14 protein-coding genes are annotated in these 14,848 nt (G+C 73.3%); 2 read left to right on the top strand and 12 right to left on the bottom strand.

Annotated features, from left to right (window positions below; all coding sequences use genetic code 11):
* Positions 1 to 76: 76 nt before the first annotated feature.
* The 6 genes from hisF to hisD are packed head-to-tail and all read right to left on the bottom strand — an operon-like array spanning position 77 to position 5,276.
* A complete protein-coding gene (gene hisF, locus ACERUJ_RS05740) occupies positions 77 to 838 on the bottom strand; it encodes an imidazole glycerol phosphate synthase subunit HisF (protein ID WP_370247513.1) in 762 nt (253 codons plus the stop codon).
* Entirely contained in the window at positions 835 to 1,596 is a 762-nt protein-coding gene (priA, locus tag ACERUJ_RS05735) for a bifunctional 1-(5-phosphoribosyl)-5-((5-phosphoribosylamino)methylideneamino)imidazole-4-carboxamide isomerase/phosphoribosylanthranilate isomerase PriA (RefSeq protein ID WP_370247512.1), read from the bottom strand. Before priA ends, hisF begins: the two co-directional genes overlap by 4 nt.
* Complete coding sequence (gene hisH, locus ACERUJ_RS05730) at positions 1,593 to 2,237, bottom strand: imidazole glycerol phosphate synthase subunit HisH (RefSeq protein ID WP_370247536.1); 645 nt, start codon at positions 2,235 to 2,237, stop codon at positions 1,593 to 1,595. The genes priA and hisH overlap by 4 nt, the downstream gene beginning before the upstream one ends.
* Positions 2,234 to 2,857 (bottom strand): imidazoleglycerol-phosphate dehydratase HisB, encoded by a 624-nt coding sequence (gene hisB / locus ACERUJ_RS05725; RefSeq protein ID WP_370247511.1) that lies wholly within the window; start codon positions 2,855 to 2,857, stop codon positions 2,234 to 2,236. The genes hisH and hisB overlap by 4 nt, the downstream gene beginning before the upstream one ends.
* Complete coding sequence (locus ACERUJ_RS05720; protein WP_370247510.1) at positions 2,854 to 3,984, bottom strand: histidinol-phosphate transaminase; 1,131 nt, start codon at positions 3,982 to 3,984, stop codon at positions 2,854 to 2,856. Before ACERUJ_RS05720 ends, hisB begins: the two co-directional genes overlap by 4 nt.
* Positions 3,981 to 5,276, bottom strand: a complete 1,296-nt coding sequence (gene hisD / locus ACERUJ_RS05715) for a histidinol dehydrogenase (RefSeq protein WP_370247509.1) — start codon at positions 5,274 to 5,276, stop codon at positions 3,981 to 3,983. The genes ACERUJ_RS05720 and hisD overlap by 4 nt, the downstream gene beginning before the upstream one ends.
* A 132-nt stretch (positions 5,277 to 5,408) precedes the next feature.
* Between hisD and ACERUJ_RS05710 the strand changes: the two genes are divergently transcribed.
* Together ACERUJ_RS05710 and ybaK are read left to right on the top strand one after the other, a co-directional pair.
* Complete coding sequence (locus ACERUJ_RS05710; protein ID WP_370247508.1) at positions 5,409 to 6,083, top strand: LON peptidase substrate-binding domain-containing protein; 675 nt, start codon at positions 5,409 to 5,411, stop codon at positions 6,081 to 6,083.
* Positions 6,084 to 6,092: 9 nt separating this feature from the next.
* A complete protein-coding gene (gene ybaK / locus ACERUJ_RS05705) occupies positions 6,093 to 6,590 on the top strand; it encodes a Cys-tRNA(Pro) deacylase (protein ID WP_370247506.1) in 498 nt (165 codons plus the stop codon).
* 21 nt (positions 6,591 to 6,611) lie between these two features.
* Here ybaK and ACERUJ_RS05700 read toward each other — a convergent pair whose 3' ends face one another.
* The 6 genes from ACERUJ_RS05700 to lspA all read right to left on the bottom strand — a co-directional run bounded on the left by ACERUJ_RS05700 (position 6,612) and on the right by lspA (position 14,805).
* On the bottom strand, positions 6,612 to 8,243 hold the full coding sequence (locus tag ACERUJ_RS05700) for a DUF3352 domain-containing protein (protein ID WP_370247505.1): 1,632 nt from the start codon (positions 8,241 to 8,243) through the stop codon (positions 6,612 to 6,614).
* A 189-nt stretch (positions 8,244 to 8,432) separates the two neighbouring features.
* Positions 8,433 to 9,065, bottom strand: coding sequence for a hypothetical protein (locus tag ACERUJ_RS05695; RefSeq protein ID WP_370247504.1), 633 nt, complete (start codon positions 9,063 to 9,065; stop codon positions 8,433 to 8,435).
* Positions 9,062 to 12,622 (bottom strand): DNA polymerase III subunit alpha, encoded by a 3,561-nt coding sequence (gene dnaE, locus ACERUJ_RS05690; protein WP_370247503.1) that lies wholly within the window; start codon positions 12,620 to 12,622, stop codon positions 9,062 to 9,064. Before dnaE ends, ACERUJ_RS05695 begins: the two co-directional genes overlap by 4 nt.
* A 158-nt stretch (positions 12,623 to 12,780) precedes the next feature.
* Complete coding sequence (locus ACERUJ_RS05685; RefSeq protein WP_370247501.1) at positions 12,781 to 13,278, bottom strand: N-acetyltransferase family protein; 498 nt, start codon at positions 13,276 to 13,278, stop codon at positions 12,781 to 12,783.
* Positions 13,268 to 14,197 (bottom strand): RluA family pseudouridine synthase, encoded by a 930-nt coding sequence (locus ACERUJ_RS05680; RefSeq protein WP_370247500.1) that lies wholly within the window; start codon positions 14,195 to 14,197, stop codon positions 13,268 to 13,270. Before ACERUJ_RS05680 ends, ACERUJ_RS05685 begins: the two co-directional genes overlap by 11 nt.
* A complete protein-coding gene (gene lspA / locus ACERUJ_RS05675; protein WP_370247499.1) occupies positions 14,194 to 14,805 on the bottom strand; it encodes a signal peptidase II in 612 nt (203 codons plus the stop codon). Before lspA ends, ACERUJ_RS05680 begins: the two co-directional genes overlap by 4 nt.
* Between the last annotated feature and the right edge of the window lie 43 nt (positions 14,806 to 14,848).

Raw genomic sequence — 14,848 nt, 5'->3', positions numbered from 1 at the left:
GCGGGGGCGGGCGGGCACCGGGATCAACCCCGGGCCCGAGGCTCCCTATTCCCTCGGTTGCCCCCGTCAACCACCCTCAGCGGACCGGGTGGCCGGAGGCGGCGAGCGCGTCCTTGACCTCGCGCACCCGCAGGGTGCCGAAGTGGAAGACCGTGGCGGCCAGGACGGCGTCGGCGCCGGCCTCGACCGCCGGGGCGAAGTGGTCGACCGCGCCGGCGCCGCCGGAGGCGATCACGGGCACCGAGACCTCGGCGCGCACCGCGCGGAGCAGGTCGAGGTCGAACCCGTCCTGGGTGCCGTCGGCGTCCATCGCGTTGAGCAGGATCTCCCCGGCGCCGAGCTCGGCGGCCCGGGCCGCCCAGGCGATGGCGTCGACGCCGGCGGAGCGACGTCCGCCGTGGGTGGTGACCTCGAAGCCGGAGTCCGTGCCGGGCGCACGGCGGGCGTCGACCGAGAGCACCAGCACCTGGTTGCCGAAGCGGTCGGCGATCTCGGCGATCAGCTCGGGGCGGCGCAGCGCGGCGGTGTTGACCGCGATCTTGTCCGCGCCGGCCCGCAGCAGGGCGTCGACGTCCTCGACGCTGCCGATGCCGCCCCCGACCGTGAGGGGGATGAAGACCTCCTCCGCGCAGCGCGAGACGATCTCCATCGTGGTGGCGCGGCCCTCGTGGGAGGCCGAGATGTCGAGGAACGTCAGCTCGTCCGCACCCTCGGCGTCGTAGGTGCGGGCGAGCTCGACGGGATCGCCGGCGTCGCGCAGGTCCAGGAAGTTGATGCCCTTGACCACCCGCCCGCCGTCGACGTCGAGGCACGGGATGACGCGGACGGCCAGGCTCATCCCGGCGTCCCGCCGCCGGCCGCGCCCTTGGTCAGCGCGAGGGCGTCGACGAGGGTGAAGCGGCCCTCGTAGAGCGCCGTCCCCGCGATCGCCCCCTCGACGCCGAGGGGCACCAGCTCCATCAGCGCCCGCAGGTCGTCGAGGGTCGTGACGCCGCCGGAGGCGATGAGGGGCGCGTCGGTCACCGCGGCGACGTCGCGCAGCAGGTCCAGGTTCGGGCCCTGCAGCATGCCGTCCTTGTTGACGTCGGTGACGACGTAGCGCGCGCAGCCCTCGGAGTCGAGGCGGGCCAGGGTCTCGTAGAGGTCGCCGCCGTCGCGGGTCCACCCGCGGGCCGCGAGGGTGCGGCCGCGCACGTCGAGGCCGATGGCGATGCGGTCGCCGTGCTCGGCGATCACCTTCGCGCACCACTCGGGCTGCTCGAGCGCCGCGGTGCCGATGTTGACCCGCCGGCAGCCGGTGGCCAGCGCCGCGGCCAGCGACTCGTCGTCGCGGATGCCGCCGCTCATCTCGACGTCGATGTCGAGGCGGCCCACGATCTCGGCCTGCACCTCGCGGTTGGTGCCGCGGCCGAAGGCGGCGTCGAGGTCGACCAGGTGCAGCCACTCGGCGCCGTCGTTCTGCCAGCGCAGCGCGGCCTGCACGGGGTCGCCGTACTCGCGCTCGGAGCCGGCCACCCCCTGGGTGAGCTGCACCGCCCGGCCCTCGGTGATGTCGACGGCGGGCAGCAGCTGCAGGTACGGGGTGGTGCCGGTCATGTCAGGGTTCCGATCCAGTTGCGGAGCAGGGCGGCGCCGGCGTCGCCGGACTTCTCGGGGTGGAACTGGGTGGCGGTCAGCGGGCCGTTCTCGACCGCGGCGACGAAGCGGTCGCCGCCGTGCTCGGCCCAGGTAACCAGGGGGGCGGTGGTGCGGCCGTTGGTGACCAGCTCCCAGGAGCGCACGCCGTAGGAGTGCACGAAGTAGAACCGCTCGGTGCCCAGGCCCGCGAACAGGCGGCTGTCGGCGGGCGCCTCGACGGTGTTCCAGCCCATGTGGGGCACCACCGGGGCCTGCAGCCGCTCCACGACACCGGGCCACTCGTCGCAGCCCGCGGTCTCGACGCCGTGCTCGACACCGCGGGCGAAGAGGATCTGCATGCCCACGCAGATGCCGAGCACCGGGCGGCCGCCCGCGAGCCGGCGTCCGATGAGCCGGTCGCCCTTGATGGCACGCAGCCCGGCCATGCAGGCGGCGTACGCGCCCACGCCCGGCACCACCAGGCCGTCGGCGGCCAGGGCGGTCTCGAAGTCGCCCGTGAGCTCCACCTCGGCGCCGGCCCGCTCGACGGCGCGCACGGCCGAGCGCAGGTTGCCCGACCCGTAGTCGAGGACGACGACGCGCGGGCGCTCCGTGCTCAGAGCGCGCCCTTGGTGCTCGGGATGCCGGTCTCGCGCGGGTCGTAGGCCACGGCGTCGCGGAAGGCGCGGGCGAAGGCCTTGAACTGGGTCTCGACGATGTGGTGGGGCTCGCGACCGGCCAGCACCCGCACGTGCAGCGCGATGTGGGCGTGGAAGGCGATGGTCTCGAAGACGTGCCGGGTCAGGGAGCCGAGGAACGCCGGAGTGGTGCCGCCGAGCTGCACGTACTGCTGGCCCTCGGGCTCGCCGGTGTGCACGCAGTAGGGCCGACCCGAGACGTCGACGACGGCCTGGACCAGCGCCTCGTCCAAGGGCACGGTGGCGTCGCCGAAGCGGCGGATGCCGACCTTGTCGCCCAGGGCCTGGCGCAGCGCCTGGCCGAGCACGATGGCGGTGTCCTCGATGCTGTGGTGGCCGTCGATGTGGAGGTCGCCGGTGGTCGTCACGGTGAGGTCGAGCAGCGCGTGCCGGGCCAGGGCGGTGAGCATGTGGTCGTAGAAGCCGACCCCGGTGCTGATGTCGTGGCGCCCGGTGCCGTCGAGGTCGACCTCGACCAGCACGGTGGACTCGCTGGTGGTGCGCTCCAGGCGGGCGTACCGCCGGGGGGTGGGCTGGCTCATGCCGTCTCCTGCTCGACCGGGTCGCCGACCCGGATGTTCTCACTGTCCATCACGTGCACCAGGGCGTCGCGGAACGCCGCCATCTCGGCCGGGGTGCCCACCGAGACGCGCAACCAGCCCTCGGGACCGGTCTCGCGCACCAGGACGCCCTGACCGAGCAGACCCTCCCACACCGCACGACGGTCGCTGAAGGTGCCGCAGAGCACGAAGTTGGCGTCGGAGTCGGCCGCCTGCAGGCCCTGGTCCCGCAGCCAGGCGACCAGGGCGTCGCGTTCGGCGCGCAGCAGGTCGACCTTGCCCAGCAGGTCCTCGGCGTGGCGCAGCGCCGCCAGCGCCGCGGCCTGGGTGAGCGCGGAGAGGTGGTAGGGCAGCCGGACCACGCGGATCGCGGCGGTGATGGCCGGGTCGGCGGCGAGGTAGCCCAGCCGCAGCCCGGCACCGGCGAAGGCCTTGCTCATGGTGCGGGTGACCACGAGGTTGCGGTGCTCGGGCAGCAGCGCCAACGCCGACGGCGTGCCGCTGCGGCGGAACTCGCCGTAGGCCTCGTCGACCACCACGAGGCCGTCGTCGCCGACGGCCTCGCACAGGGCGACCACGGTGGACTGCGGCAGCGCCGTGCCGGTGGGGTTGTTGGGCGAGGGCAGCAGGACCACCGAGGGACGCTCGGCGGCGACCAGCGCGACGGCCTGCTCGACGTCGAGGGCGAAGTCCTCGGCCCGCCGTCCGGCCACCCAGCGGGTGTGGGTGTCCCGGGCGTACTCGGGGTACATCGAGTAGGTCGGGGCGAAGCTCAGCGCCGTGCGGCCGGGACCGCCGAAGGCCTGCAGCAGCTGCAGCATGACCTCGTTGGAGCCGTTGGCGGCCCACACCCGGGCGGGGTCGACGGCGAACGCGGCGTCGCGGCTGAGGTAGGCCGCCAGGGCGGTGCGCAGCTCGGTGAACTCGCGGTCGGGGTAGCGGTTGAGGTCGGCGGCGGCCTGCGCCACGGCCTCGGCGATGTCGGCGATGCAGGCGGCCGAGGGCCCGTAGGGGTTCTCGTTGACGTTGAGCTGCACCGGGACGTCGAGCTGGGGCGCGCCGTAGGGCTCGATGCCGCGCAGCTCCTCGCGCAGCGGCGGGAAGGTCATGACTCGAACCGCACCCGCACCGCCGCACCGTGGCCGGGCAGGTCCTCGGCCTCGGCGAGGGTGACGACGTGGTCGGCGACCTCGGCCAGCGCGGCGGCGCTGTAGTCCACGACGTGCTGGGAGCGCAGGAACGCCCGCACCGAGAGCCCGGAGGAGTGGCAGGCGCAGCCGCCGGTGGGCAGCACGTGGTTGGAGCCGGCGCAGTAGTCGCCCAGGCTCACCGGGGTGTGGGAGCCCAGGAAGATCGCCCCGGCGTTCGACACCTTCGCGGCCCAGTCGGCGGCGTCGCGGGTCTGGATCTCCAGGTGCTCGGCGGCGTAGGCGTCGACCGCGCGCACCCCCTGCTCGAGGTCGTCGACCAGCACGATGCCCGACTGCGGACCGCCCAGGGCGGTGCGCACCCGCTCGACGTGGCGGGTGGCCGCCACCTGCTTCTCCAGCTCGGCCTCGACGTCGTCGGCGAGCGTGACCGAGGTGGTGACCAGCACCGCACCGGCCATCGGGTCGTGCTCGGCCTGGCTCAGCAGGTCGGCGGCGACGAACGCGGGGGTGGCGGTGTCGTCGGCGAGGATCGCGATCTCGGTGGGCCCGGCCTCGGAGTCGATGCCGACCTGGCCGCGCACGAGGCGTTTGGCGGTGGCGACGTAGATGTTGCCGGGACCCGTGATCAGGTCGACCTTGGCGCACTCCCCCGCCCCGTAGGCGAACATGCCGACCGCCTGGGCCCCGCCCACGGCGTAGACCTCGTCGACGCCGAGCAGCGCGCAGGCCGCGAGGATCGTGGGGTGCGGCAGGCCGCCGAACTCCGCCTGCGGCGGGCTGGCGAGCGCGATGGCGGGCACGCCCGCGGTCTGCGCCGGCACGACGTTCATGACCACGCTGGACACCAGGGGCGCGAGGCCGCCGGGCACGTAGAGACCGACCCGGTTCATCGGCACCTTGCGGTGGACCACCCGCGCGCCGGCGGCGACGTCGGTGACGACGTCGCCCTCGAGCTCGGCCTCGCACGTCATCCGCAGCCGGCGGATCGACTCCTCCAGGGCGGCGCGGATCGCCGGGTCGAGCTGCTCCAGGGCGTCGGCCAGGGCCGCGGCAGGCACCCGCAGCTGCGGGGTGTCGACCCGGTCGAAGCGGGCGTTGAACTCCCGGATGGCCTCGACGCCGCGCGTGCGCACGGCCTCGAGGATGGCGTGGACCGCCGGCACGGCCGCCTCGACGTCGAAGTCGGCACGGGGCACCACGGTGCGGTAGTCGTCGACCGTGGCGCCGCGGAGGTCGATGCGGCGGATCATGGGCCTGAGTCTAGGTGGGCGCCGCACCCCCTTTTCACCGTGACCCAGCGGCCGGGACACCGGACTGTGACCGGTCCCACACCGTGATCGCGGGTGAGGCTGCTGCGTGGGGTGCCGGGCTAGATTCGGGGGGTGAGCGAACGGTTGCCGATGTTCCCGCTCAACTCGGTGGTCTACCCCGGCCTCCCGGTGCCGCTGCGCGTCTTCGAGGACCGCTACCGGGCCCTGGTGGCGTACCTGCTGCGCGAGCCCGACCCGACCCGTCGGCTCTTCGGCACCGTGGCCATCCGCGAGGGCTACGAGGTCGGCGAGCGCGGCCGGCAGTCGTTGTACCGCGTGGGGTGCCTGCTGCAGCTCACCGACGTCGAGCAGCACCGCGACGGCACCTACTCGATCGAGGCGGTGGGGCGCGACCGGCTGCGCCTGCACGAGCTCGACAGCTCCGGTGACCACCCCGTGGGGCTGGTCGACGTCCTCGGCGACCACGAGGGGCCCGTGGAGGTCGTGCCGCCGGAGGTCGAGGACGCCGCCCGACGCACGTTCGAGCGCTACTGCGGGGCGCTCGCCTCGGTGGGCCTGGAGGCCTACGACGGGCGCCTCCCCCGCGACCCCGGCTACCTCTCCTGGACCCTCGCGTCCTGCGCGCCGCTGCCGCTGCACGACCGGCAGAAGCTGCTGGAGGCCGACGGCGTCGCCTCGCGGCTGCAGCTGGTCACGAGCCTGCTGCGCAGCGAGCTGCGTGCCATGCAGGCGCTGCCCTCGCTGCCGGCCAGCGAGATCGCCCGCACCCGCTGGTCGCCCAACTAGCACGCCGCGGTGGCGAAGAAGGACCGGCCCGGGGCCGGCGGCACCCCGGCGACGGTCGCGCTGAGCGCGGCCGGGATCGCCTTCACGCTGCGCGCCTACGACCACGACCCCCGGGCGGAGTCCTACGGCCTCGAGGCGGCCCAGGCCCTGGGCGTCGCACCGGCGCGGGTCTTCAAGACCCTGGTGGCGCGGGTCGACGGCGCCCTGCGGATCGCGGTGGTGCCGGTGAGCACGACGCTGGACCTGAAGTCGCTCGCCCGCGCCTGCGGCGGGCGGCGCGCCGAGATGGCCCTCCCCGCCGACGCCGAGCGCGCCACCGGCTACGTCGTGGGCGGGATCTCCCCGGTGGGACACCGCACCCGGGTCCCGGTCGTGGTCGACTCCAGTGCCGGCGACCACCCGACCGTGCTGGTCTCGGGCGGACGCCGCGGCCTCGACCTCGAGCTCGCCCCGGACGACCTCGTGCGGGCGACCGGGGCCGTGGTGGCCCCGATCGCCCGCACGTGAGGTGGTCGGGCCGGTGTCGGCTCAGTCGTCGAAGGTGACCTTCGCGACCACGTGACCCGTCCCGTCCTCGCTCCACGCGCTGAGCCCGAAGGCGCTGAGCTTGGTGAGGATGTCCAGCGCCTGCTCCTCGCCCTCCGCCGCGTCCTGGATCCAGTCCCCGGCGTTGAAGTCGACGAAGATCAGCGCCCCGAGGTCCTCGTCGACGACGACGTCGTCGAAGGCGTCGCTGCCGGCGAGGTCGCCCCCCTCGCGCAGCGAGGCCACCCAGTCGCCCTGGGCGCCGAGCACCACCTGGTCGCCGTCGGACTCGACCGTGAGGTCGTCGACGCCGGTGGTGGCGAGCAGCCGGTCGAGCACACCGGTGATGGCCTCGGCGTCACCGCGGATCACCGCGCCGACGGGCGGTTCGCCGCTGTCGAGCGCTGCGGCGTCGGATCCGATCCCGGCGGCGCCGCCGTCGCCCAGCAGGGTCTCGGCGTCCTCGGGCAGGGACAGCCCGGTGAGCCCCTCGAGCTGCGGGAGCAGCGCGTCGAGGGAGAACTGCCCGCCGGCACCGCCGGTGGCGTCGAGGAGCGACTGGGCCCAGCCGTCGGTCAGGGAGAGACCGAGCGCGAGTGCGGTGTCGCTGGGCAGGTCACCCGCGTACTCGCGGGCCCGGTCGCCGTACACCGAGGCGGGGTCGGTGCCGCCCTCGCCGGAGCGGCTGGCCGTCTCGAGCTCGATGCCGCCGTCCTCGAAGCGCAGCGCGACGGCCAGGCCGCCGAAGCTGTCGAGGGCGGAGGTGAGGCCGTCGACCGCCGCCTGACCGTCGGGGCAGACCTGCGTGGCGTCGGCGGTGACGTCGCTGCCGAAGGGGTCCGTGGCGGGGTCGGCGGAGGCGAAGGACTGCCCCGCGCACGCCAGCGCGGCGAAGGAGTCGATCAGGTCGCCGGCCTGGGCGACGAGGTCGCCGAGGCCGGGGCCGACGTAGATGTTGAGGATGCCGGGGTCGCCGGCGGCGTCGGTGGTGCCCCGGAAGTCCTCGGAGTCGGCGAGCGGGGCGTCGGCCGCCTCGTCGACGACGGCGGTGGCCAGCTGCTCGTTCTCGGCGATCACCGCCCACCCGTCGCTGATGGCGTAGCCGCCGCCACCGCTGCAGTCGGTGAGGTCGTCCAGCGCCGTGGCCGCGGCCTCGGCGTCGTCGACCTGCACGACGGCGGCGATGGTCGGGAAGTCGGTCGTCGCACCGGGCACGTCGGCGATGGCGGCGACACCGAACCGGTCGCCGAGCCACGGCTCGACGTCGTCGGCGAAGTCGAGGTCGGGGCACAGCCCGGCGCTCTGGGCGGCCTCGAACGCGGCCTGGCGCAGGTCGGAGTCGGAGTCCAGCCCGAGGTCCTCCCGCAGCCCGGGGAACTTGCCCAGGGTGTCGAGCGCCGCGAGCTTCTGCTTCCCGCTGGGGTCGAGGTCGAGGCTGACGTAGGCCACGGTGGAGGCGGGCAGCGCCTCGGCCGGCTGCGGGCCGGCGTTGCTGAACGCGCGCCAGGCGAACACCCCACCGACACCGAGGCCGGCGAGCACCAGCGCGCCGACGCTGCCGAGGACGATCGTGCGCGTGCCGCGGCGCCGGCGCGGCGCCGGGGAGCCCGGGCCGAGCAGGTCGGGCGGACCCATCGGCGGCGGTCCCGGCGGCGGGGGCGGGAACCCGGACGGCGGCGGGGGCGGGGGCGGCATGACGGACACGGGGATCACCTCAGGGTGCGGGTGCAGGGACGACGGCGTCGGCCCCACCCGGACGGGTGACGCACGGCGCGTGGGCGTCAGCCTGCCCCACCGGCGCCGGAACATGCCATCCTGATCCGCTCAGGACCCCGGGGTCGGGGGGAGGGGCGGTGGCGGCCACGCCTGGGCCGTCCGGGCGAACTGCTGGGCCGCGCCCTGCTGCCACTCCTGGCGCTCCCGCTCCAGGCGGTCGCGGTCGGCGCGGGTGAAGGGCCGCAGCAGGTAGACCGCGGCCAACCCGGCGAGGGCGCCGACCGGCCAGGCGATCACGGGGCTGCCGAACGGCAGGCGCAGCGTGTCGGGGAGGTCGGTGCCGTCGGGCAGGGCCCCGGCGAAGAGCCGGGGGTTCGGCGGGGAGAGGGCCAGCCCGGAGCGCCGGCACACCTCGCCGGCGAGGACGGCACCGGCGGCCACGGCGACCAGGGTGAGGATCGGGGAACGGCGGGCGAGCAGGGCGGCGACGAGGCCGAGCACCGCTCCCCCGCCGAGGCCGAGCAGGACGTAGGTGCCCACGCCGTCGAAGACGTCGCCGATGGCGGCGTAGTCCTCGAAGAGCCAGGTGCCCTGCTGCACGCCGCCGGGCGGGGGCGTCCACCACGCGAGCCAGATCCGGGCGACCCCGAGACCGATCAGCACGGCCACCAGCAGGACGCCGAGGACGTCGAGCACGGCCAGCCCCACCACGGCCGCGACACCGCGCCGCGGGGCGCTCACCCGGTCAGACATCCTGGTCCCAACAGTTGCTTGAGGTCGGCGAACAGAGCCGGGGTCGGCGTGACCCGCAGCCGGTCGTCGAGCCGGAGCACCTTGATGGACTCCCGCGTGACCAACCGTAGCCGGACCTCCGTGACGCCCGGGTGGGTGCCGAGCACGTCGCGCAGCTGCTCGATCACCGGGCCGGTGCACCGGGTGGAGGGCAGGCTGATGGTCACCGGCCCGGCGCCGGTCTCGGTGAGGTCGGGGACGGTGACCTCCTGCCCGCGCAGCTCGGGCTGGTCCTTGTCGCGCGAGAGGGTGCCCTTGACCCGCACGATCGCGTCCTCCTGCAGGTAGGGGGCCGCGAGCTGGTAGGAGCTGGGGAACAGCAGCACCTCGATCCCACCGTCGAGGTCCTCCAGGGTGATCGTGGCCCAGGCGTCGCCCCGCTTGGTGATGCGACGGTTCACGGCGGTGATGAGCCCGCTGACCGTCAGCGTGGACCCGTGCGGCCGGTCCTCGTCGAGCATCAGCTGGCCGATGGTGCAGTCGGTGCCCTGCGAGAGCACGTGCTCCAGGCCGAGCAGCGGGTGGTCGGAGACGTAGAGGCCGAGCATGTCGCGCTCGTGGCTGAGCAGGGTCATCTTGTCCCACTCGTCGAGGTCGGGGATGGTGACGCTCACCCCGAAGCCGGAGTCGCCGGAGTCGTCCAGGCCCGCGAACAGCGAGTCCTGGCCGATGGCCTCGTTGCGCTTGATGTCGACGTACTGGTCGACGGCGGTCTCGTGCACCGCGAGCAGCGCGCGGCGCCGGAGGTTCATCTCGTCGAACGCACCGGCCTTGATGAGCGATTCGATGACCCGCTTGTTGCAGACCACGGCCGGCACCTTGGACATGAAGTCGTCGAAGTCGGCGAAGCGGCCCTTCTCCTCCCGCGCCGCGACGATCTGGTCCACGACGTTGGCACCGACGTTGCGGATCGCGGTGAGACCGAAGCGGATGTCGGTGCCGACCGGGGTGAAGTTGGCGGCCGAGGAGTTCACGTCCGGCGGCAGCACCTGGATCTTCATCTTGCGGCACTCGTTGAGGTAGATCGCCGACTTGTCCTTGTCGTCGCGCACCGAGGTGAGCAGCGCCGCCATGTACTCGGTGGGGTAGTTGGCCTTGAGGTAGGCGGTCCAGTACGTGATGACGCCGTAGGCGGCGGAGTGCGACTTGTTGAAGGCGTAGTCGGAGAAGGGCAGCAGGATCTCCCACAGCGTGTCGATCGCCTGCTGGGGGTAGCCGCGCTCGAGCATGCCCGCCTGGAAGCCGGCGTACTGCTTGTCCAGCTCCTCCTTCTTCTTCTTGCCCATCGCGCGGCGCAGGTTGTCGGCGGCCCCCAGGGTGAAGCCGGCCAGCACCTGGGCGATGGCCATCACCTGCTCCTGGTAGACGATCAGGCCGTAGGTCTCCCCCAGCACCGGCTCGAGCGCCTCCGCCAGGGCGGGGTGGATCGGCTCGATCGGCTCCCGGCCGTTCTTGCGGCGGGCGTACTTGTTGTGGGAGTCCGCACCCATCGGGCCGGGCCGGTACAGCGCCGAGACGGCGGTGATGTCGGCGAACTGGTCGGGCTGCATGGAGCGCAGCAGCGACCGCATGCCGCCGCCGTCGAGCTGGAAGACGCCCAGCGTGTCGCCGCGACCCATCAGCTCGTAGGTGGCCCGGTCGTCGAAGGGCAGCTCCTCGAGCACCACCTTCTCGCCCCGGTTGGCCTCGATGTTGGCGATCGCGTCGTCGATGATGTGGAGGTTGGACAGGCCCAGGAAGTCCATCTTGACCAGCCCCAGCGCCTCGCACATGGGGTAGTCGAACTGGGTGATGACCGCACCGTCCTGCGGGCGGGCCATGATCGGCACGATGTCGATCAGCGGCTCGCTGGACATGATGACGCCGGCGGCGTGCACGCCCCAGTTGCGGATCTGGCCCTCGAGGCCCAGCGCGGTCTGGTAGATCGTGCGCACGTCGTGGTCGGAGTCGTGCAGGGCCCGGAACTCCCCGCCCTCGCCGTAGCGCTTGTGGTCGGGGTTGAACAGCTCCTTGAGCGGCACGCCCTTGCCCATGACGTCGGCCGGCAGCGCCTTGGTGATGCGGTCCGAGATCGCGAAGCCGTGGTCGAGCACGCGGGCGGCGTCCTTGATGGCGGCCTTGGCCTTGAGACGGCCGAAGGTCGCGATCTGGGCGACCCGCTCGGAGCCGTACTTCTCGGTGACGTAGGCGATCACCTCGCCGCGCCGCTGGTCGTCGAAGTCGATGTCGAAGTCGGGCATCGAGGGGCGCTCGGGGTTGAGGAAGCGCTCGAAGAACAGCCCGTGCTCCAACGGGCACAGGTCGGTGATGCGCAGCGCGTACGCCGCGATGGAGCCGGCGCCCGAGCCACGGCCCGGACCGACCCGGATGCCCTGGGCCTTGGCCCACTGGATGAAGTCGGCGACCACGAGGAAGTACCCGCAGTAGCCCTTGGTGGAGATGACCGCGAGCTCCATCTCGACGCGGTCCTTGACCTCCTGGGTGAGCCGCTCGCCGGGGTAGCGGGACTCGATGCCGCGCCACACCTCGGTGCGGAACCAGCTCTCCTCGGTCTCCCCCGCCGGGATCTGCGCCCGGGCCATGTAGCCGCCGGTGGACTCGGTGAACTCGACCTCGCAGCGCTCGGCGATCGCCAGGGTGTTGTCGCACGCCTCGGGCAGGCCGAACCGGTCGGCCCACAGCTCGCGCATCTCGGCGGCGGACTTGAGGTAGTAGCCGCCGCCGTCGAACTTGAGCCGGTTGGTGTCGGAGAGCCGCTTGCCGGAGGCGACGCAGATCAGGGCGTCGTGGGCGTCGGCGTCCTCGGGGTTGTTGTAGTGGGAGTCGTTGGTGGCCAGCGGCGGGAGGTTGAGCTCGCGGCCCAGCTTGAGCAGGTCGTCGCGCACCCGCTTCTCGATCGAGATGCCGTGGTCCATCAGCTCGAGGAAGACGTTCTCGCGGCCGAACATGTCCTGCAGCTCGCCGGCCTCGCGCACGGCCTCGTCCCACTGCCCCAGCCGCAACCGGGTCTGGATGGCACCGCTCGGGCAGCCGGTGCTGACGATCAGGCCCTTGCTGTGCTCGGCCAGGATCTCCTTGTCCATGCGGGGCTTGAAGTAGTAGCCCTCGAGGCTGGCCCGCGAGGACAGCCGGAACAGGTTGTGCATGCCCTCGGTGCTCTCGGCCCACATCGTCATGTGGGTGTAGGCGCCGCCGCCGGCGACGTCGTCGCCGCCCTCCTCGGCCGCATCGCCCTTGCCCCAGCGCACCCGACGGCGCTCCGAGCGGTGGGTGCCGGGGGTGAGGTAGGCCTCGATGCCGATGATCGGCTTGACGCCGTGCTTGCGGGCCTTGGACCAGAAGTCGAAGGCACCGTGGAGGTTGCCGTGGTCGGTCATCGCGACCGCGGGCATGCCGAGGTCGCTGACGCGGCTGAACAGGCCGTCGAGCAGCGAGGCTCCGTCGAGCATCGAGTACTCGGTGTGGACGTGCAGGTGGACGAAGGAGTCGGTGCTGCCGGTCGACATCGGGGCGGTTCGTCTCCTTGGCGGGACAGGCGATCGGACGGGGTGCGGGGCGAGTGGCGGGACGGGTCAGACTACGCGAGCGGGGGCCGCGTCGGCGCGCGGGGACACCGGTGAGGATGGTGCCACCGGCCACCGACACTCCTGACCGGAGAAGGGCCTCAGGGCGGGGCGGGACGCCACTCCCTGCGCCACTCCATCCGCACGTCGGGCTCCTGCTCCTCGTTGTCACGCCCGTCGGTGGCCTCGACCTCGCGCAGGCCGTGGCGGGCGTAGAAACGGCGGGCCGGGGTGTTGGTCTCGAAGACCCACAGCGCGAAGCCCCCGGGCAGGCGGGAACACACCAGGCCGAGCAGGGCCGAGCCGATCCCCTGGCCCTGGTGGGCGGGGTCGACGTAGAGGTCGTCGAGCCAGGTGGGGGTGAAGCGGGCGTAGCCCGTCGGGGTCGGGCCGTCGGGGGTCTGCGCCACCCAGACCTCGTCGCGACCCTCACGGTGGGCGAGCCGGGCGGCGAGGAACCGCTCGACGTCGGCGGGAGGGTGGATGCCCTCGGGCATCGGGGCGGTGGCGCGGGCCCGGCGCTGCAGCCGGGCCAGGGCGGGCGCGTCGGACTCGGTACCGGGGCGCAGCACGAGGTCGCGCACCGCCTCAGACGGCATCGCGGATGACCTCCAGCGCGGCCGCGAGGTCGTCGGGGTAGGCGGACTCGAACTCGACGTACTCCCCCGACTCCGGGTGCTGGAAGCCGAGCTTGACCGCGTGCAACCACTGCCGGGTCAGGCCCACCCGCTTGGCCAGGGTGGGATCGGCGCCGTAGGTGAGGTCACCGACGCAGGGGTGCTTGAGGGCCGACATGTGGACGCGGATCTGGTGGGTGCGACCGGTCTCGAGGTGCACCTCGAGCAGGCTCGCGAAGCGGTGCGCCTCGAGGGTCTCGTAGTGGGTGACGCTGGGCCGCCCGCCGTCGAGCACCGCGAACTTGTGGTCGTGGGCCGGGTGCCGGGCGATCGGGGCGTCGATGGTGCCCTCCAGCGGGTCGGGGTGACCCTGCACGAGGGCGTGGTAGGTCTTGTCGACCGTGCGGTGCCGGAAGGCGTTCTTCAGCACCGAGTAGGCGTGCTCGGACTTGCAGATCACCATCACCCCGGAGGTGCCGACGTCGAGTCGCTGCACGATGCCCTGGCGCTCGGAGGCCCCGCTGGTGGCGATGCGGAAGCCGGCCCCCGCGAGATGGCCCACGACGGTGGGGCCGCTCCAGCCCGGCGAGGGGTGCACGGCGACGCCGACGGGCTTGTCGATCACGACGATGGCGTCGTCGTCGTGGATGATCCCGATGCCCTCGACGATCTCGGGCACGACCGCGAGCGGGTCGGGCTCGTGCGGGATCGTGACCTCCAGCTCCGCCCCCGGCACGAGGCGGTCGCTCTTGGCCACCGCCGCACCGTCGAGCAGCACGTGGCCGGCGCCGATCAGGTCGGCGGCGCGGGTGCGGGACAGGCCGAACATCCGGGCCAGGCCGGCGTCGACGCGCTCGCCCGCCAGGCCGTCGGGGACGGGCAGACAGCGGTACTCGCTCATGGGGTGCCTCCCGGCTCCGTGGTGGGGGTCGCGACGGCCGGCCCGGGCTCCTCGGGCCCCTCGGGTCCTTCGGGAGCCGGTGACTCGTCGCCGTCGCGGGTGCCGTCGAGGCGGATCCCGCGCAGCGCCTGGAGCACGATGAGCCCGGCGGCGACGTTGATCGCGATGTCGGCGATGTTGAACACCGGCCAGTTCGGCAGCTGGATCATGTCGATGACGTGACCGCGGAAGGGCCCCGGCTCGCGCAGCAGCCGGTCGGTGAGGTTGCCGGTGATGCCGGCGAGCAGCAGGCCCAGCGCGATCGCCCAGAGCCGGGTGCCGATGCGGCGCGCGACGACGAGCACGACGACGGTCGCGACGATCGCCACGCAGGTGATGACGGGGGTCAGGCCCCGGCCGGTGGAGAAGGCCGCACCGGGGTTGCGCACGAAGTGCAGCTGCAGCACGTCGCCGACGACGGCGATGTCGGGGCGCCCCTGGAGGCGCTCGACCGCCCACCACTTGCTGAGCTGGTCCGCGACGTAGGCCGCGAGCGCGACGAGGGCGAACAGGAGCAGCAGGCGCCGCCGGGACGGGGACCCGGCGGGGTCGGGACGATCGGGATCCATGGCGTGGTCAGTCTGACATGCTCCGCACGCACGACGGCCGCCC

Source organism: Nocardioides sp. (assembly GCF_964228225.1).
Lineage (GTDB): Bacteria > Actinomycetota > Actinomycetes > Propionibacteriales > Nocardioidaceae > Nocardioides.
The sequence above is the reverse complement of the archived record's forward strand: the minus strand, read 5'-3'. Positions and strand labels throughout refer to the sequence as shown.